Origin of the sequence: Acidovorax sp., from assembly GCF_046291265.1 — a bacterium.
Classification (GTDB): Bacteria; Pseudomonadota; Gammaproteobacteria; order Burkholderiales; family Burkholderiaceae_C; genus Acidovorax.
The window spans coordinates 94,964-112,809 of sequence record NZ_JBKBTV010000004.1 but is presented as its reverse complement, the minus strand read 5'-3'; the positions used below and the strand labels follow the sequence as shown (position 1 = coordinate 112,809).

The window sequence follows — 17,846 nt, the reverse complement described above, 5'->3', positions numbered from 1 at the left end:
CCCCCTCCCGACTCGCGCAGCGAGACGAGAGAGGGGGAAGGCGCGAAGCGACTCAGGGGGTGCATCCTTTTACCCCAGAGCCAGGGCGGTGACCCCGGCTGCGATGCACACGGCCCCAAAGATGCGCGCCACGCGGTCGCCCTCGCCCAGCAAGTGCCCGCCGATCAGCGCGGCAAACAGCATCGACACCTCGCGCGCCGGGGCCACGTGCGACAGGGGGGCCTGCTGCATGGCGTACAGCACCAGCACATAAGCCACGGGGCTGACCACGGCCACCAGCAGCGCAAAACGCCACTGCGCCAGCCACAGCGTGCGGGCGGTGGGCAGGTCGCGCAGCACCACAGGCGCCAGCAGCCCCACGCGCACGAAGTTGCCCATGTAGTCGATGAGGATGGGCGACATCAGCAAGAACTTGACGGCATACCCATCCACCAAGGTGTAGCTGGCAATGAAGGCGCCGGTCAGCAGGCCGTAGGCAATGCCTTTGTGAATGCGCGACCGCGCCAGCGGGTCGTGCGCGGCACGCAACAGGCCGGGGCCCCCGGCAATGAGGAACACACCACCCACCACGCCCGCAATGCCCAAAGCACCCAGTGCCGATATCTGCTCGCCCAGCAGCGTGATGGCCACCAGCGACGACAGCAGCGGCCCCGAGCCGCGCGCCAGCGGGTACACCACCGTGAGGTCGGCCTTGCGGTAGCCGCGCAGCAAGATGACGAAATACCCCACATGCAGCAGCCCGCTGGCCACCACAAAGCCCCACTCCACCGCGCCCCACAACGGCACCACATCGCGCCCCACCCACCAGCCCAGCGGCGCCCAGAAGAACATCATCAGCACCGAGGTGAAAAACGCAAACCGCGAGTCACCCCCGGCCTTCTTGGCGGCGATGTTCCACCCGGCGTGGATGAGCCCGGCCAGGATGATGAGGGCGAAGGCGGTGAGGGTCACGGAAGTGCGAATGCGGGCCGGAATGCAAAAAGCCGCAGCTCGGTGGCTGCGGCTCGAATCCATCTAGATCATCAAAGAAAAGTGGGGTGATTTGCGTAGCGAGCGGCCTCAGCCTGGGTTGAGGAACGCAGCCGCACTCCCGTGCGGCGAGTACCGCAGGCCCGGGATGTGGCCGCGCAGTAGCAAAGCGCCCCGCTTTTCAGGCTCTGCCAATGATCGAAGCGGTGGCCATCAACTCTTCGAGCAACGCAAACGACACCTTGCCCGACACCGCGTACGGGTCCAGCTCGGGCCGCTCGGAGTATTTGAGCAAGATGGAATGGTTGATCTTGGACAGGTTGACCTGCCCCATCGTCCAGCCGCCAAAACGGCGCTCGGCAATTTCTTCGTAGTGCAGCAGCTCCACGTTTTTGTGGCGCGGGTCTTTCTGGATGTGGCCGTACAGGTCGCTCACGGCGCCACGCCCGCCTTCAATGGCCTGTAAAAAGATGCCGCCGCCGTAGCACAGCACCCCGGTGATGCCGCTGCCCGGGTTGTGCTGGCGGGACTGCGACAGGATGGCTTCGATGGCGGCGGGCGAAGTGTCCACCGCGCGGCTGGCGTAGAGCAGGCGTACCAACATGGGTTAGTTCTTTCCGGGGATGAGGGACAAAAATTCTCGGCGCAGCGACGGGTCTTTGAGGAACACGCCGCGCATCACGGAGTTGATCATCTTGCTGTCCATCTCGCGCACGCCGCGCCAGGACATGCAAAAGTGGCTGGCCTCCATCACGATGGCCAGGCCGTCGGGCTGGGTCTTTTCCATGATCAGGTCGGCCAGCTGCACCACGGCTTCTTCCTGAATCTGCGGGCGGCCCATGACCCAGTCGACCAGCCGCGCATATTTGGACAGGCCGATCACGTTGGTGTGTTCGTTCGGCATCACGCCGATCCAGATCTTGCCGATGACGGGGCAAAAATGGTGGCTGCACGCGCTGCGCACGGTGATGGGGCCGACGATCATCAGCTCGTTCAGGTGCTCGGCGTTGGGGAACTCGGTGATGGGCGGCTGGGCCACGTAGCGGCCCTTGAACACCTCGTTCAAATACATCTTGGCCACGCGGCGCGCGGTGTTGTTGGTGTTGTGGTCGCCCACGGTGTTGATCACCAGGCTGTCGAGCACGCCCTGCATCTTGACTTCGACTTCGTCGAGCAGTTTTTCCAGCTCGCCGGGTTCGATGAACTCTGCAATGTTGTCGTTGGCGTGAAAGCGTTTGCGGGCAGCGGCGAGGCGCTCGCGAATCTTGACGGAGACTGGCGTGCCTTCATCATCCTGCGGGGTGGGCATCATATCGGCGGCGGGTTGACTGGACATGGGGCGAATCGTAACAGCGAACACTGTTTGACAAGTTTCAAGGGTTTTAGGCCTCTAGCGCTTATTGGATAAGCGCTAGTAGCTATATTTTTTATAGCAAATGCAAAGCCAGATCTCCGCCGGGACTCAATACCGGTTCCCGGTGATCCACAAGGCCAGGCGCATCAGGCCAAACGCCACGCGGTCAAGCACGCGCTGGCGCAGCGGGCGGCCTGCGTAGCGTGCCGGGTCCATGCGGCGGCCTGCGTGCTGCATGGCGTGCACCAGGCGCTGGCGCAGGTCAATGGCAAAGGCGGCGTCCTCCACCACCACATTGGCCTCGCGCGCCAGCAGCAGGCTCAAGGGGTCGAGGTTGGACGACCCCACCGTGGCCCAGGGCCGGTCGCCGTTGGCGTCGATCACCGCGACCTTGGCGTGCAAGAAGCTGGGCGCGTATTCGTAAATCTCCACACCGGCTTCCAGCAGCGCGCCATACACGGGCCGGGCTGCGTGGTACTGCATGAAATATTCATACCGCCCCTGCAGCAACAGGCGCACGCGCACGCCGCGGCGCGCCGCCATCACCAGCGCGCGGCGCAGTTTGCCGCCGGGCATGAAGTAGGCGTTGGCGATGATGACCTCATGCCGCGCCGCACCGATGGCGCGGCGGTAGGACTGTTCGATCCGGCTGCGGTTGCGCACGTTGTCGCGCAGCACCAGCGCAGCGCGCATGGGCGGCGCTCCATCGGCTGCCTCAGCGAGCTTGGCCGCGTGTTTGGCGGCGCTGGCGGCGCGCAGGGCCTGCAGCGCCTCGGGCAGGCGGCGCTGGCGCGCGTCCCGCACAGCCTGCATGCGCCACCACAGCTGGTCCATGGTGTCACTGGCCAGCCCCACCAGCGTGCCCGTGGCCTGCACGGCAAAGTCAAACCGTGGCGCGTCAAGCGTGCCGTAGTTGGGGTCGTGAAAGTCGTCCAGCACATTGATGCCGCCGCAAAACACGGTGCAGCCGTCCACCACACACAGCTTGCGGTGCAACCGGCGCCAGCGGTGGGGCAGCAATAAACCGAAAGGCCCCAGCGGCGAATACACGCGGTACTGCACGCCCGCAGCCTGCAGGCGCTCGGCCCACGCGCTGGGCAAGGTGCCCGTGCCTACCCCGTCCACCACCAACTGGGTGCGCACGCCGCGCCCGGCCGCGCGCATCAGCGCCTCGGCCACGGCCGCACCGGCGCCGGTGAAGTCAAAAATATAGGTCTCAAACTGAATGTCCGAGAGCGCTGCATCCATGGCTTCGATCAGCGCAGGGAACAGCTCCTCGGCCCCTTGCAGCAGGCGCAGGCGGTGGTCATCGGCAAACTCGAATCCGCGCACCGTGGCAGAAGGCTTTTTTCTCATGTCGCCAGCCAGCAGTACGCCGCATCACCCGCAACCGCAAAAACTGGCGGAGCTTTTATCAGCGGCCGCCGCGCAAGGGCCGCCCCGCCGCGCTGGCGGCGTCCCCCTGGGGGGAAGGCGCCGAAGGCGACACAGGGGGGCTTCATAACCGGAACTCAGCAATCAGCGGCAGGTGGTCTGACATGCGCCACCAGATGCGGCCCTTGGGCACATGCAGCGACAACGGCGTGAGGCCCCGCACATACACATGGTCCAACTGCGCCAGCGGCAACCGCGCCGGGTAGGTAAACATGCGCGGCGCCTCAAACTCGTACAGGAAAAAGCTCGCGAGCATGCGCTTGATCTGCTGGCCCCAGTCGTTGAAGTCTCCGGCCACCACCAGCGGAGCGTCGCCCGGCACCTCGCGCTCGATAAAACGTTGCAGCCGCTCGATCTGGCGGATGCGGCTGCCGGGAATGAGCCCCAGATGCACCACGATCACATGGATGCGGCGGCCATGGGCGTCCACCTCCACGTGCAACAACCCGCGCTGCTCGAACCGGTGGTCTGAAATGTCTTCGTGCTGGTGGCCAATCACGGGCCAACGGGACAGCAGCGCGTTGCCGTGTTCGCCGTGTTTGGTGATGGCATTGGTGCGGTACACCGCCTCGTAACCTTCGGGCGCCAGATAGTCCGCCTGCGGCACCTCGGGCCAGCGGCGAAAGTACGCCTGCTCGCCCCGGTTGAGCTTGCGCACCTCTTGCAGGCAGACGATGTCGGCGTCAAGCTGCTCCACAGCCAGGCCGAGGTTGTGAATCTCCAACCGGCGCACGGGCCCGATGCCTTGCACGCCTTTGTGGATGTTGTAGGTCGCTACCCGCAGAATATCGTCGTGTTCCATGAGCCTCATCGGGTTAGTTGAACGCGTTTGCCAGTACCAATGCCGGGTCTGCGATCAAGGATTGTGTCGCAAGCCGCGCCCGCAGCGGGTTTGCCCGGCATTTGTGCTGTGTAGCCACCCTTACACTGGGGGCTTACCCTATCCACCCCAGTAACAGGGCGGTACACACCACCGATGGCAACCGAAAAAGAACAATCCGCCCCACCCCCGGTGCTGGCACTGATTGTTGACAGCAACGCCACGTCACGCAGCATCCTGGTCGGGCAGCTGCGCGAATACGGCGTGACGCGCATCGTGCAATGCACGCGCGTGCAAGACGCGCGCAACCGGCTGGAACACACCGTGTTCGACTACGTGCTGTGCGAGCAGTATTTTGGCGAAGGGGGCTATTCGGGCCAGACCCTGCTGGACGACCTGCGGCGGGCGCAGCTGCTGCCGTTTTCCACCGTGTTTTTCATGGTCACGTCCGAGGCGTCGTATGCCGCCGTCGCCGAAGCGGCCGAGTCCGCGCTGGACGGCTACCTCCTCAAACCCTTTACGCCCAGCGCATTGTTTGAGCGCCTCAGCCTGGCACGGCTGCGCAAGATCCATCTGCGCCCCATTTTCGACGCCATCGAGGCCGAAGATTTTGAGCGTGCCGCCAGCCTGTGTGTGGAGCGGTTCGAGTCCCGCCAACCGTACTGGCTGTATGCGGCACGCATTGGCTCGGAGCTGCTGCTGCGGCTGGGCCGCCACGACGAGGCGCGCACCTTGTTCGAAGCGGTGATTGCCGCGCGCGCCCTGCCCTGGGCCAAACTGGGCGTGGCCCGCGCGCAAATCGAGTCGGGCCAGGCGGCACGCGCGATCACCACGCTGCAGGAGCTGATTGGCGAAGACCCCTCGTTTGCCGATGCGTATGACGTGCTGGGCCGCGCGCAGGTGGAGCTGGGCAACTTCTCGCAGGCCATCGAGACCTACCGCACCGCCAGCAGCCTTACGCCAGACTCGGTGGTGCGGCTGCAGAAGCTGGGGATGATGTCGTACTACATGGGTGACCGCGAGACGGCCGCCAAGATCCTGGCACGGGCGGCGGTGCTGGGCATTGATTCGAAACTGTTCGATTTTCAGTCGCTGGTGTTGCTGACATTTTCGTACTTTGCCGAAAACGACCGCAAGGGCATCGAACGCTGCATGGCGGACTTTGGCCGCATCATGGAGCGGCACCATGCCAGCCCGCGCGTTCAGCGATTTACCGATGTGGCCCGGGTGCTGCAGTTGATTCAGCAGCGGCAGTTCTCGCAGGCGGTGGAGTCCATCCGCGCCATGGCCAGCGAGATCACGGCCAGCAGTTTTGATTTTGAAGCCGCCTGCAACATGGGCAGCCTGTTGGCCGTGCTGGCCGCGACATCCATTGATTTGTCAGAGGGCGAAAGCTGGATTCAGGCGCTTGGCCTGCGCTATGCCAACACCCGGGGCCTGACCGAGTTGCTGGCCAACGCCTGCAACCTGCACGAACCCTACGCAGCCACGGTGCGCGACTGCCTTCAGCACATCAACAAAACTGCTGAAGTGGCCATGGCGCAAAGCCTGTCCGGCGACCCGGCAGGCGCTGTGCGAAAGCTGCTGCGAGAAGCGGAACGCACGCTCAACTCCAAGCTGGTGGACATGTCGCAGCAGGTGCTGCTGCGCCACAGCGCGCGCATGGAAACCGCAGACGCGCTGCAGCAAGACATCGATGCGCTGCGCCAGCGCGTGGGCAGCGCACCGGCGCGTGCCATCCTGGGGCAAGACAACGAGCGCAGGCCCGGGGGCGTGGTGTTGCGGGTGCGGGGAGCGGCCGATGGCCCCGCGCGGATTCCGCCGCCACCACAGGACAGCCTGGCGACCGGCGCAAACCCCATCGACCCGCCCGACCCCGCTGCCCAGCTGCGCTTGCGCCCTGTCTGAAGGGCGGCGCCTCAAGCTGCGGGAGCACGCCCGCTACAAAAAACTATCATTTTGATAGCTTCTAGCGCTTTACCAGTAAGCGCTAGAGGCCAATTTCAATCAAAAACCAAGCGCTAATTCCGTTTCTCAATCATTCGTGTCTAGGCGCGAAGCCGCAGACAGTGCTGTAGCACGGCAAGGCGAAGCAACAACGACACGGATGATTTAGAAATGGAATAAGGCGGCACACCGTGGCCACCCGCAACGCCCGAGGTCACGCGTCCCGTTGGGTCCACCGGGGCAGCAGCAGGCACGCCTCGGCGTTGGATGCGGAAAAGCAGGCATCTGCCGCCTGCTGCCAGGGAAGCCACTGGTAGGCGTCGTGCTCACGCGGGCTGAGCAACACCGGCGTGCCCGCGGGCACACACAGTCCAAACACACGCTCGCGGTTGCGCACCACGCCCGGCGCATAGCGGTGCAGCCACTGTGGCCAGATGTCGTAAACGTTCTCCAGGTACCAGTCCGTCAGCACGCACCCCAGTGCCTGGGCGTCGATGCCCGTTTCTTCCCACACTTCGCGGCGCGCAGTGAGGTCGAAAGGCTCGTCCAAAGCGTCCTTGCTGCCCGTGACCGACTGCCAATGCCCTTCGCCACCGGTGCGGCGGATCAGCAGCACGTCCAGGGCCGGGGTGTGAATCACCACGAGCACCGACTCCGGGATCTTGAAGGGCACTGTCACGGGATTTTGTTCACCCAGCATCACGGATCAGGCCGCCGCCAGCAGCGCATCCACATCCTGCGCCGGTGCATCGCCCAGCGCACCCAGGGCGCACTGCAGCAACCACTGCGACGAGACGCGGCACAGCATGCCGCGACCGGGCTTGCCAGTGCCAGTACCAGTGCCGGGGCTGGGGCTGGTGCCGGTAGACACGGGCACCACTGCATCAATCAGCGGCGTGTTGCCCGTTGATCCGTCGGTAACGCCCAAGGGCTGGATCTCGCGCCGGTCCAGGTCGAGCATGGCGCCCAGGGCGTCCACACGCAAAATGAATTCGCGCACGCCGCCGCCGTCACCCAGCGGCACACGCACCAGCACCATCTGCCGATGGGTGTCGGCACTGCGCGATACGGCCAGCCTGCCCACTGCGCTGGTACCCCCAGCGACCACGCTGCGCAAATCCACCACCGAATACACCTGCTCGCCAATGTGTGCCAGCCCCAGAAACGGCGCGCGGGCACCGCCTGCGTTGAGCACCGTGGCATCGGGCGCGGCAGTGACCACCTGCGCCGCATCCACGCCCAGCCAGTGCGCGCCAACCAGAAAGGTCGCCATCTGCACGCGGTGCTCTGCCCCCATGCGCGCTGCGCTGGCAGGCGCCACCAGCACCGGCGCCATGGGTGCGGCAGCCCGCCGCTCGCACAGGTGGCGCAGCACCAGGCAGCTCAGGCCGTGGTCGTACCCGTCGCTCACACGGAACTCCCGGTAGCCCTGCCCCCGCGCCCGTCCCACGCCGTACAGGTGCCCCGCAAGCGCTGTGGTGTGCCCGCCGTGTTGGCTGCTGGCAATGGCGTCTGGCGCAGCCAGCGCGGCAGCGTCACCCGCAGCGCGCACCAGCTGGTTGCTGGCGTCGACAAAGGCCATCACATCGTGCTCGCCTGCGCCCACGGCACAATCGTCCAGGATGGACTGGAGCTGCTGGGCGGCGTCCCAGACGACGGCAATGCCACCGAGCACGGGCGCCGATACGGCGGTGCCTGCCTCGCCGTCTGCGCCCTCGCTGCGCACGGCGGCGGCGTACACGAAGGTCGGGCCCTGGTCGTAAAAGCGGCTCTGCGCGTAGCGGCTCACGGTGTAGTCGCCGCTGGTGCGCAGCCGCAGGCACTGCTGCGCCCAGTCTTCGTCGAGCGCAGTGCCCACCCAGTGCGCCTGCTGCGGCTGCGACACCGCCATGACCCGCCCCTGCCGATCAAACAGCACCAGGCAGGCATACACGGTGTACAGGTTGTTGATTTCTTGGAGGACTGCCGTGGCCTTGCTGCAGCCCACGGCGCCCGCCTCCAGCGTGCGCGCAAACTGCGGCGTCAGCGCCCACCAGCGGCAATCGTTGGCGCGCTCGTACAGGTTGCGGTCCAGGATCTGCATGGCCAGCGCGGCGCGGCCTTGCGCGTCGCGCAGCATGGACCGCATCACCACGCTGTACAGGTCCTTCAGAGCGCCTTCAAAGGCCTGGGCGGTCTTGCGCGCTGTGGCGCCGATCTCTGACAGCAGGGTCTTGGCAAACAGCAGCTCGCGTGGGGCCACGTCGCCACCGTCGCTGGCACCACCGATCTGGTTGAGTTCGAGAAGACCGTTCCAGACCGAGCGCTCCAGCGCCGACTGGATGGCGGTGGAGCGCCGGGGGATTTCGCGCAGCTCCTGCGACAGCAGGTCGGCATGGCCCGACAACTCGGGCCCCAGCGCGCTGCGCTCGCCCTGCGTCGCCTCGTCAAAGGCCAGGTCCAGCGGCAGCAAGGCCACCCCACGCCAGCCCGGCCCGCGGTAGCCCTGAAAGCCTTGCGTGTCGCACACGGCCATCAGGTAGTGTCGGCTGGCATGGCGCACCGACTGCACACCCGCAGCAGTGGCCTGCGGCAATGGCCAACCCGTGGGCAACTGCAGCCGGTCGCTGGACACCAGCACGCGCCCGCTGCCGTCGACCAAGGCCAGCACCACGTCCGCACCCTCGCCATCATCCTGCTGCACCGAGGCAAAAATCGCGGGCATCTCATCAGACAGCTTGAACTGCAGGCACACCACACCCACCGTACTCCCGTCAAAGCGGACACGCTGTGCGTACATGAGGGTTGGAGCGCGGCTGCCACTGAAGGCGTGCACCGCATGGTGCTCCACATACGGGGCATCGCTGAGCAACACCGATTGCAGAAAGGCCCGATCTTCCTGCATTCGGCCATCACCATCCGCGGTCACTGTGTGCAGGCTGGCAAGCAGCTGCGCCTGTGTATCAAACAAAAAGATGTTGTCGTACACCGTGTATTTGCTGGCGTATTCCTGCAGCCGCGCTTCGATCAAAGAGCGCCGCTCGGGCATCGGGTCGCCCAGGTATTCGGCCACTCCCACGTCGGTGGCAAAAAAGCCGATGTCCGCGGTGCGCTCGAACAGGTTGCGCACCAGCACATCAATACACACCTGCGCCCGCGCCACCAGATCATCGGTGCGGTTCTTCAGGGCCTCGCTGGCAAGGCCCCGCATGAGGTCGGTAGAGAGCGCAGAAAAATCACGCCGCGCCTGGGCCAGATCGCCGCCGGAAGAGGCCTTGGAAGACAGCAGCGAGAGGGACGACAGCAAAGACAGCTGGTCCCACGCGTTTTCGACAAGGCGCAGCTCCTGGCGCTGGTGTTGCGCTGCGGGCATGTAGCGCAGCCATTGTTCGGGAGAGTTCAGGGAGTGGGACACGAAGAGATTCCTTAGTGCTGAGAGGCCAGCAATGCCTGAGAACCTGTTCTGCGCATTGTGCTGACGCCCCCGCAATGCTCCAACAAGCATTTTGCGTGCCCTGCTCTCTTGCGGCCCCTGCACCGCCTCTGCCACCGCGCCACCGACTGGCGGAGGTTGATCTGTCGCAAACCCGGGCCATCGCCCCTTCAGGGTTTGCGCGTGGCCACCGGTGGGGGTAGCTCTTTGGCTTGCAGCAGTTGTACCTGCGACACCAGCTTGTTGTGTGCATCGAAGAACGCCGCCGCGATCACCTTGCCTTCGTTGGTGTTGCTCCAGCCCGCCCCGCCAGCGCCACCCATCCTGCCCCAAAGCAGGCCTGCCGCACCCAGGTCTGTGGTGCGGGCTGCGCCCGTGGCCGCAGCCACCTGTTCGGTGGTTTCGTTGTCGGTCAGCAGGAGCGCGGTCTGTGCCTCCTTGAACTTGACCTGTTCTGCCAGGCCCACCAGGCCTGCGATGTCACGCAGCACGGGGATCATGGCGATCACACCCGCAATGCTGCGGCCCGCGTCCTGCTCGCTGAAGGTGAGGCTGGGGGTCAGCGTGTACTGCGCCTCGTAGCCCTTGCCTTTGGCCACGGTGGAGTTGGGGCGCAGCACGCCTGCCTCTTTCAGCTCTTGTTCCTGCACGGTGCCGCGCAGCCCTGCCGCCCGGTCTACCACCCGAAAGCAGCCGCTTTGTTGCGCAATGAGCCGGATCAGCGGAACGGGCGAAGCCGGCAAGCGGTAGGTGCTGGAGACGGTGTAGCCATTGGGGTTTTCGGCCAGCGCCAGCGTGGCCACGGGCTGAGTGCATTGGGTCAGGGCCTTGTCCGCCCCTTGCGCGCCTGCGGGCCCCGCAGAGCCAGAAACCACAGAGCCTCCCTCGCCCAGTTCCGTCTTCTTTTCACCGCAACCAGAAGTCAGTGCGACCAGCAGTATCAGTGTCAGGGGCACACCGTTTTTTAGGGAGCAACGCATAAGCAACCTCGCATCAAATCGACGAACAGATAAAAACAGACAGGACGGGTCAGGGGTCAAGGGTCGAGGAAGATCCCCATGAAAAAAGCGGTACCGACCACAGGCCGCTACCGCTTTCTTTCAAAGTGACCCAGTCATGGGAATGACGGGAAAACCAATGATCTGGGGGATCAGTCCGCCTTGACTGCGTCAGGGTTGCGCAGGCGGATGTGCAGTTCGCGCAATTGTTTTTCGTCCACGATCGACGGGGCTTGTGTCAGCAGACACTGGGCACGCTGGGTCTTGGGGAAGGCGATCACGTCGCGGATGGACTCAGCGCCCGTCATCATCGTCACGATACGGTCCAGACCAAAGGCGAGGCCACCGTGGGGAGGTGCGCCGTATTGCAGCGCATCGAGCAGGAAGCCAAACTTGACCTGCGCTTCTTCGGGCGAGATCTTGAGGGCATCAAACACTTTTTGCTGCACATCGGCGCGGTGGATACGGACCGAGCCGCCACCCATTTCCCAGCCGTTGAGCACCATGTCGTAGCCCTTGGAGATGCACTTCTCGGGCGCAGTCACCATCCAGTCTTCATGCCCATCCTTGGGACTGGTGAAGGGGTGGTGCACCGAGTTCCAGCGCTGGTTGTCCTCGTCGAACTCGAACATCGGGAAGTCCACCACCCACAGCGGTGCCCAGCGGCTTTCAAAGAGGCCCGTCTTCTTGCCGAACTCGCTGTGGCCGATCTTGATGCGCAGTGCGCCGATGGCGTCGTTGACGATTTTTTCCTTGTCGGCGCCAAAGAAGATCAAGTCACCGTCTTGCGCGCCGGTGCGCTCCAGAACGGCAGCAAGGGCTGCATCGTGGATGTTCTTCACGATGGGCGACTGCAGACCGTCACGGCCCTTGGCCAGTTCGTTGACGCGGATGTAGGCCAGGCCCTTGGCGCCATAGATCTTGACGAACTCGGTGTAGGCGTCGATTTCGCCGCGGCTGATGCCACCGCCTTCGACCGAACCACCGGGCACGCGCAAGCCCACCACGCGGCCATTCTTCATGTTGGCGGCGCCCGAGAACACCTTGAAATCCACGTCCTTCATCACGTCGGTCAGCTCGGTGAACTCGAGCTTGACGCGCAGGTCGGGCTTGTCAGAGCCGTACAGGCGCGCTGCGTCCTGGTAGGTCATGACGGGGAACTCTCCCAGATCCACGCCCAGCGTGTTCTGGAACACCGTCTTGATCATGCCCTGGAACATGTCACGGATGTCCTGCTCTTCCATGAACGATGTTTCGATATCGATCTGGGTGAACTCGGGCTGGCGGTCAGCGCGCAGGTCTTCGTCGCGGAAGCACTTGGTGATCTGGTAGTAGCGGTCAAAGCCCGCCACCATCAGCAGCTGCTTGAACAGCTGGGGCGACTGCGGCAGCGCAAAGAAGTGGCCGTCGTGCACGCGGCTGGGCACGAGGTAGTCGCGCGCGCCTTCGGGCGTGCTCTTGGTGAGCATGGGGGTTTCGATGTCGATGAAACCGTTGGCGTCCAGGAACTTGCGCACCTCCATCGCCACCTTGTAGCGCAGCATGAGGTTGTTCTGCATGTACGGACGGCGCAGGTCCAGCACGCGGTGCGTGAGGCGCGTGGTTTCCGACAGGTTCTCTTCGTCGATCTGGAACGGGGGCGTGACCGAGGGGTTGAGCACGTTCAGTTCGTGGCACAGCACTTCGATCTGGCCAGTCTTGAGCTTGTCGTTGGTGGTGCCTGCAGGACGCGCACGCACCACGCCCTTGACCTGCACGCAGAACTCGTTACGCACGTCTTCAGCCACCTTGAACATCTCGGCGCGGTCCGGGTCGCACACCACCTGCACATAGCCTTCGCGGTCGCGCAGGTCAATGAAGATCACACCACCGTGGTCGCGGCGGCGGTTCACCCAGCCCGACAGGGTGACGATTTGGCCCAGCAGGGCTTCGGTCACAAGACCGCAATAGTGGGAACGCATGGCCATGGCAATAACTTCCGGCGCCGCTGTGGCGCGTTGAGGGTTCACTTAGTGGGAGACACGAGCGTGGGGTCTGGGGGAGCGACCACGCCCATCGAAACAATGTATTTGAGGGCAGCATCCACGCTCATGTCGAGCTCGACGCAGTCGCTCTTGCGCAGCATCACAAAATAGCCACCCGTGGGGTTGGGCGTGGTGGGCACATACACACTGACAAATTCATCGCGCAGGTAGGCGGCCACTTCGCCGTTGGGAGAGCCCGTCACAAATGCCACCGTCCAAACCCCTTCACGGGGCCACTGCACCAACACGGCCTTGCGAAACGCGTTGCCGCTTTCTGAAAACAGCGTGTCCGACACCTGCTTGACGCTGGAGTAGATGGACCGCACGACAGGAATGCGGTGCACCACGGCATCGCCCCACTGCACCAGCTTGCGACCGGCAAAATTGCTGGCCACCGCACCCACCACCAGCAAAATCACCAGCGTCAGCACCACGCCGAAACCGGGGATATGAAAACCGATCAACCGGTCTGGATGCCATGCGACGGGCAAGATCTGCAGGGTCTGGTCCAGCGTGCTCACAATCCAGTTGAGCACCCAGGCCGTAATCACCCCTGGCACGATCACCAGAAGGCCGGTCAACAGCCATTTGCGCAGGGCAGACATCAAAGACTCAGGTGGACGGAGTTGAAGAAGGAGAAGAAGTGCTGCCAGCGCTTGGTGTGCTTGCGCTAGTAGCTTCTTTTTTAGGAGCATCCCCAGCAGGGGATGGTGCGGCGGAAGAAGCAGACTCGGTGGTAGACCCTGGCTTCGCATCGGCAGCCGGCGTGGCCGGTGCGCCGCTATTGCCTCCCCGGAAATCGGTCACATACCAGCCCGAGCCCTTGAGTTGAAACCCAGCGGCAGTCACCTGCTTGGTGAAAGCTTCTGCGCCGCAAGCGGGGCACACCGTGAGCAGGGGATCCGAGATTTTTTGAAGCACATCCTTGGCATGGCCGCAGGAGCCGCATTTGTAGGCGTAAATAGGCATGTCAGAGTGTTGAGGGAAAGTGCAAAACCCTCAATTATAGGCGGCACGCCCATCCTCAAGCCCCACGCCATCGGCATAGGGCGTGGCTTTCAACCCGCGCTGCCTTCGTAGTGCGTGACCTCACCCTTGTGGTCATCGATCCACTGCGGCGCCAAAGACCCGCCAATCATGCCGACCAACGCAGCCAGCACACCCGCCAACTGCTGCGGGAACGCTTCGGACAACATGGGGCTGGCGACAAACAACAGCCAGACGCCCAGGCCCATGGCCACCGCCAGCAGCGCACCTTGGGTGGTGGCGCGCTTCCAGTAGAGACCAAACACCAGAGGCACAAACGCCCCCACCAATGGCACCTGGTAGGCGCCCGACACCATTTCGTAGATTGAAGTGCCCTGCATGGTGATGGCATAGGTCAGCACGCAGGCGGTGAACACCAGCACTGAAATGCGCATGGCCTTGAGGGTCTGGGCATCCGTCATGCCCGGCCGCAGGTTGTGAAGAATGTTTTCCACAAACGTGGTGGATGGCGCCAGCAAAGTGGCTGACGCGGTGGACATGATGGCCGACAGCAAGGCGCCGAAGAAGGCCACCTGCAGCACCAGCGGCATGCGCTCCATCACCAGAGTGGGCAATAACTTCTGGGGGTCGTCCTTCAGAAGTGCTTGTGCTGCCTCCGGCATGATCAGCACCGCCGCTGTCACCACAAACATGGGAATGAAGGCAAACAACAGGTACAAGATGCCGCCAATCACCGGCCCCTTGCGGGCGGTCTCGGCGCTGTTGGACGACATCACCCGCTGGAACACGTCCTGCTGGGGGATCGAGCCCAGCATCATCGTGATGGCTGCAGCAATGAAAAACGTCCACTCCTTGGCCCCTCCGGTCGGGAAAAACTGGAACTTGCCCTCTCGCGCCGCAAACTCAATCACCTTGCCCGCCCCCCCCGCCAGGTCGCTGGCGTACCAGGCAACGGCCAGCAGACCGACCGCAATCACGATCATCTGCACAAAGTCTGTCAGGGCCACAGACCACATGCCGCCGTACAAGGTGTAGACCAGCACGATGACCGTGCCAATGACCATGCCCAGCGTGACGGACACTGCGCCTTGCGTGAGCAGATTGAACACCAGCCCCAATGCCGTGATCTGCGCGGCGACCCAACCGAGATAACTGAACATGATGATGGCCGAACAGGCCACCTCAATCACTCGACCGTAGCGCTGGCGGTAGTAATCGCCCAGGGTGATCAGGTTCTTCTTGTACAGCTTGTAGGCAAAAAACAGGCCCACAAGAATCAGGCACATCGAAGCGCCAAAAGGGTCTTCGACCACGGAACCCAGCCCGCCGTCCACAAACCGGGCCGACACCCCCAACACGGTTTCTGAACCAAACCAGGTGGCAAACGTGGTGGCAATCACCACCGCTAAGGGAAGGCTCCGGCCCGCCACAGCGTAGTCAGCCGTGTTGTGCACGCGGGTGGCCGCATACAGGCCAATACCGATTGAGATAAGCAGGTACAGAACGATGAACGTGATCAGCATGGCGCCGCTCCGAAACTCCAAGGGGGGTAACAAAACTGCAAGGCGCGCTGTTCAAACCACACCGGCATGTGGCGGCCCCGCAGACCAAAAGGTGACCACTTCTTTACGAATGTCGTAACAAAAGTTGCTGCGGATTATGGAGGCAACTTCCGTGCCTCCAACCACGCGCCTCCGTGTTTTTAGAAAATCCGCAGGCGCACGAAAAGCTGCATCGCCAGCAAACCCAGGACAAACCCCAACCCGCCATAAATGATGGACTGGAGCAGGCGATTGGTCCGCCTTTGCGCATCCAGCAACTCGCGCAGCGCATGTTGCTGGTCTGCAGGGCGTTGGCGCAGGGCGTCATACAGCAGGCGTGGCAGCTCGGGGATCAGCTTGGCGTAGTGCGGCGCCTCGGCCCGCAGCTCGCGCCACAGGCGTTGGGGGCCCATCTGGTCGAGCATCCACTTTTCGAGGAATGGTTTCGCGGTGCTCCACAGGTCCAGCTCCGGGTCCAGCTCACGGCCCAGGCCTTCAATGTTGAGCAAGGTCTTTTGCAGCAGCACCAGTTGGGGCTGGATCTCGACGTGGAAGCGGCGTGAAGTCTGGAACAGGCGCATCAGCACCAGCCCCAGTGATATTTCCTTGAGCGGCCGGTCGAAATATGGCTCGCAGACAGCCCGGATGGCCGATTCGAGGTCATTCACCCGCGTATCGGGTGGCACCCAGCCGCTTTCGATGTGCAGCTCGGCCACACGCTTGTAGTCACGCCGGAAGAACGCCACAAAGTTCTGCGCCAGATACTCCTTGTCGGACTCGGTGAGCGTCCCCACGATGCCAAAATCCAAAGAGATATAGCGCCCAAAGGTGGCCGGGTCCAGGCTCACCTGGATATTGCCAGGGTGCATGTCGGCATGAAAGAACCCGTCGCGAAACACCTGCGTGAAGAAGATGGTGACGCCGTCGCGCGCCAGCTTGGGGATATCTACACCGGCATCGCGCAGGCGCTCCATCTGGCTGATGGGCACGCCGTTCATGCGCTGCATCACCATGACCTCGGGGTGGCAAAAATCCCAGAAAATCTCCGGGATCAGCACCAGATCCAGCCCCTGCATGTTGCGGCGCAGCTGCGCGGCATTGGCGGCCTCGCGCACCAGATCCAGCTCGTCGTGCAGGTAGTTGTCGAACTCGGCCACCACTTCGCGGGGTTTCAGGCGCTTGCCGTCGGCAGACAGCCCTTCCACCCAGCCGGCCATCATGCGCATGAGGCTCAAGTCCTTCTCGATCACCGGCAGCATGCCCGGGCGCAGCACCTTGACGGCGACCTCGCGCGCGATGCCGTGGCGGTCGCGCAGGGTGGCAAAGTGCACCTGCGCTATGGAGGCACTGGCCACAGGCGTGCGGTCAAAGGACGTAAAGACCTCGTCCACCGGGCGGCGAAAAGCGCGCTCTATGGTGGCAATGGCAATGTCATGGTGGAACGGGGGCACCCGGTCCTGCAGACGCGCCAGTTCATCGGCGATGTCTGCGGGCAACAGGTCACGGCGCGTGGACAACACCTGGCCAAACTTGACGAAGATGGGGCCAAGGCGCTCCAGCGCCTCGCGCAGGCGCTGACCGCGCGGTGCGTCGAGGTTGCGACCGATGGAGAGAACGCGCGAAAGCAGTCGCAGCCACGGTTTCTGAAAGCTGTCGAGCACCATGCCATCCAGCCCATACCGGAACACCACCCACAGGATGGACGCCCCCCGCAAGAAGCGCTTCATGCGTCGGCCCGGCCGGATCCGCTGCCTGGCGTGGCCGGGGAAGAAGGCGCAGCCGCTGAAGTGGTGCCCGCCGCAGGCGCAACACGCGCACCCACAAACTGGCGAAGCGCCTGCGCAGCGCGGCTGGCCACCTGGGCCACGGTGTGCGCGGGGGCATCACCGATGACGCGAGCCAAGTCTTCTTCCACGTCCCAGCGCACATGATCGACCAGCCAGTTGATTTCTGCCGCCAGCTGCACGTCGCCTTCGATGCGGATAGAGGGCTTGTCGCCACGCAGGGCCACCTGGGCGAGCGCGAGCGGAGACGTTTCGGTGACCTCCAGCTGCAAGTCAGGCACCGCGCCCTCAGAAGCGAGGTTGAACAGCCCTGCCGGGGTGATGACCAGCGCCATCGAATAGGCCCGCCACTGCACGCGGGCGACGCGGCCTTTTTGGCGCACCAGGCGGTCCATGGCCTCGCTCTCTTGCATCAGCACGTGGTTAAGGAACAGCACCAAACGCTGCTGTACCTCGTGCACGAGCCACTGCGGTGGTTGCGGGCCGGCGGCCACACGCTCAAAGAGGCCGTCCAGAAACGAAAAAGGGGACTGTGGTGTTGCCATAGTCCCCGATTATTCCCTGAACTGGGATAGC

15 protein-coding genes are annotated in these 17,846 nt (G+C 63.8%); 1 reads left to right on the top strand and 14 read right to left on the bottom strand.

The annotated features are described in order from the left end of the window. Positions 1-69 precede the first annotated feature (69 nt). From ACK41V_RS02985 to ACK41V_RS02965, 5 genes are all read right to left on the bottom strand, one after another. Complete coding sequence (locus ACK41V_RS02985) at positions 70-951, bottom strand: EamA family transporter (protein ID WP_409777591.1); 882 nt, start codon at positions 949-951, stop codon at positions 70-72. Positions 952-1,150: 199 nt separating this feature from the next. Further along, positions 1,151-1,573, bottom strand: a complete 423-nt coding sequence (locus tag ACK41V_RS02980; protein WP_409777588.1) for a BLUF domain-containing protein — start codon at positions 1,571-1,573, stop codon at positions 1,151-1,153. 3 nt (positions 1,574-1,576) lie between these two features. Then, a complete protein-coding gene (folE, locus tag ACK41V_RS02975) occupies positions 1,577-2,305 on the bottom strand; it encodes a GTP cyclohydrolase I (protein WP_409777585.1) in 729 nt (242 codons plus the stop codon). 126 nt (positions 2,306-2,431) lie between these two features. Continuing rightward, on the bottom strand, positions 2,432-3,679 hold the full coding sequence (gene clsB / locus ACK41V_RS02970) for a cardiolipin synthase ClsB (protein ID WP_409777582.1): 1,248 nt from the start codon (positions 3,677-3,679) through the stop codon (positions 2,432-2,434). A 142-nt stretch (positions 3,680-3,821) separates the two neighbouring features. Next, positions 3,822-4,559, bottom strand: coding sequence for an endonuclease/exonuclease/phosphatase family protein (locus ACK41V_RS02965; protein ID WP_409777579.1), 738 nt, complete (start codon positions 4,557-4,559; stop codon positions 3,822-3,824). Between the two features lie 174 nt (positions 4,560-4,733). On the opposite strand from ACK41V_RS02965, the gene ACK41V_RS02960 reads away from it, so the two are divergent. Then, positions 4,734-6,485 carry a tetratricopeptide repeat protein gene (locus ACK41V_RS02960; protein ID WP_409777576.1) on the top strand — a complete coding sequence of 584 codons (1,752 nt, stop codon included), beginning with the start codon at positions 4,734-4,736 and terminating at the stop codon, positions 6,483-6,485. Between the two features lie 253 nt (positions 6,486-6,738). Here ACK41V_RS02960 and nudB read toward each other — a convergent pair whose 3' ends face one another. From nudB to ACK41V_RS02915, 9 genes are all read right to left on the bottom strand, one after another. Next, on the bottom strand, positions 6,739-7,203 hold the full coding sequence (nudB, locus tag ACK41V_RS02955) for a dihydroneopterin triphosphate diphosphatase (protein ID WP_409777573.1): 465 nt from the start codon (positions 7,201-7,203) through the stop codon (positions 6,739-6,741). 27 nt (positions 7,204-7,230) lie between these two features. Beyond that, positions 7,231-9,918: a chemotaxis protein CheW gene (locus ACK41V_RS02950; protein ID WP_409777571.1), complete on the bottom strand. Its 2,688-nt coding sequence runs from the start codon at positions 9,916-9,918 to the stop codon at positions 7,231-7,233. A gap of 188 nt (positions 9,919-10,106) precedes the next feature. Next, the gene (locus ACK41V_RS02945) at positions 10,107-10,916 is read right to left on the bottom strand and encodes a curli production assembly/transport component CsgG (protein ID WP_409777569.1); all 810 of its coding nucleotides are present in this window, start codon (positions 10,914-10,916) and stop codon (positions 10,107-10,109) included. A 170-nt stretch (positions 10,917-11,086) separates the two neighbouring features. After that, the gene (gene aspS, locus ACK41V_RS02940; RefSeq protein WP_409777567.1) at positions 11,087-12,901 is read right to left on the bottom strand and encodes an aspartate--tRNA ligase; all 1,815 of its coding nucleotides are present in this window, start codon (positions 12,899-12,901) and stop codon (positions 11,087-11,089) included. A gap of 38 nt (positions 12,902-12,939) precedes the next feature. Then, a complete protein-coding gene (locus ACK41V_RS02935; RefSeq protein WP_409777564.1) occupies positions 12,940-13,563 on the bottom strand; it encodes a DUF502 domain-containing protein in 624 nt (207 codons plus the stop codon). A gap of 7 nt (positions 13,564-13,570) precedes the next feature. Beyond that, complete coding sequence (locus ACK41V_RS02930; protein WP_409777561.1) at positions 13,571-13,927, bottom strand: FmdB family zinc ribbon protein; 357 nt, start codon at positions 13,925-13,927, stop codon at positions 13,571-13,573. A gap of 89 nt (positions 13,928-14,016) precedes the next feature. Beyond that, the gene (locus tag ACK41V_RS02925; protein ID WP_409777559.1) at positions 14,017-15,468 is read right to left on the bottom strand and encodes a sodium:solute symporter family protein; all 1,452 of its coding nucleotides are present in this window, start codon (positions 15,466-15,468) and stop codon (positions 14,017-14,019) included. 179 nt (positions 15,469-15,647) lie between these two features. After that, on the bottom strand, positions 15,648-17,213 hold the full coding sequence (gene ubiB, locus ACK41V_RS02920) for a ubiquinone biosynthesis regulatory protein kinase UbiB (RefSeq protein WP_409777556.1): 1,566 nt from the start codon (positions 17,211-17,213) through the stop codon (positions 15,648-15,650). Beyond that, positions 17,210-17,815 carry an SCP2 domain-containing protein gene (locus tag ACK41V_RS02915; RefSeq protein ID WP_409777554.1) on the bottom strand — a complete coding sequence of 202 codons (606 nt, stop codon included), beginning with the start codon at positions 17,813-17,815 and terminating at the stop codon, positions 17,210-17,212. The genes ubiB and ACK41V_RS02915 overlap by 4 nt, the downstream gene beginning before the upstream one ends. Positions 17,816-17,846: the final 31 nt, after the last annotated feature.

Bases quoted from the DNA above. Each gene is read 5' to 3' on its own strand.
- ACK41V_RS02965 (WP_409777579.1), bottom strand. From the start codon at position 4,559: ATGGAACACGACGATATTCTGCGGGTAGCGACCTACAACATCCACAAA.
- ACK41V_RS02915 (WP_409777554.1), bottom strand. From the start codon at position 17,815: ATGGCAACACCACAGTCCCCTTTTTCGTTTCTGGACGGCCTCTTTGAG.
- ACK41V_RS02935 (WP_409777564.1), bottom strand. From the start codon at position 13,563: ATGTCTGCCCTGCGCAAATGGCTGTTGACCGGCCTTCTGGTGATCGTG.
- ACK41V_RS02930 (WP_409777561.1), bottom strand. From the start codon at position 13,927: ATGCCTATTTACGCCTACAAATGCGGCTCCTGCGGCCATGCCAAGGAT.
- ACK41V_RS02960 (WP_409777576.1), top strand. From the start codon at position 4,734: ATGGCAACCGAAAAAGAACAATCCGCCCCACCCCCGGTGCTGGCACTG.
- clsB (WP_409777582.1), bottom strand. From the start codon at position 3,679: ATGAGAAAAAAGCCTTCTGCCACGGTGCGCGGATTCGAGTTTGCCGAT.
- aspS (WP_409777567.1), bottom strand. From the start codon at position 12,901: ATGGCCATGCGTTCCCACTATTGCGGTCTTGTGACCGAAGCCCTGCTG.
- ACK41V_RS02945 (WP_409777569.1), bottom strand. From the start codon at position 10,916: ATGCGTTGCTCCCTAAAAAACGGTGTGCCCCTGACACTGATACTGCTG.
- ubiB (WP_409777556.1), bottom strand. From the start codon at position 17,213: ATGAAGCGCTTCTTGCGGGGGGCGTCCATCCTGTGGGTGGTGTTCCGG.
- ACK41V_RS02980 (WP_409777588.1), bottom strand. From the start codon at position 1,573: ATGTTGGTACGCCTGCTCTACGCCAGCCGCGCGGTGGACACTTCGCCC.
- folE (WP_409777585.1), bottom strand. From the start codon at position 2,305: ATGTCCAGTCAACCCGCCGCCGATATGATGCCCACCCCGCAGGATGAT.
- ACK41V_RS02925 (WP_409777559.1), bottom strand. From the start codon at position 15,468: ATGCTGATCACGTTCATCGTTCTGTACCTGCTTATCTCAATCGGTATT.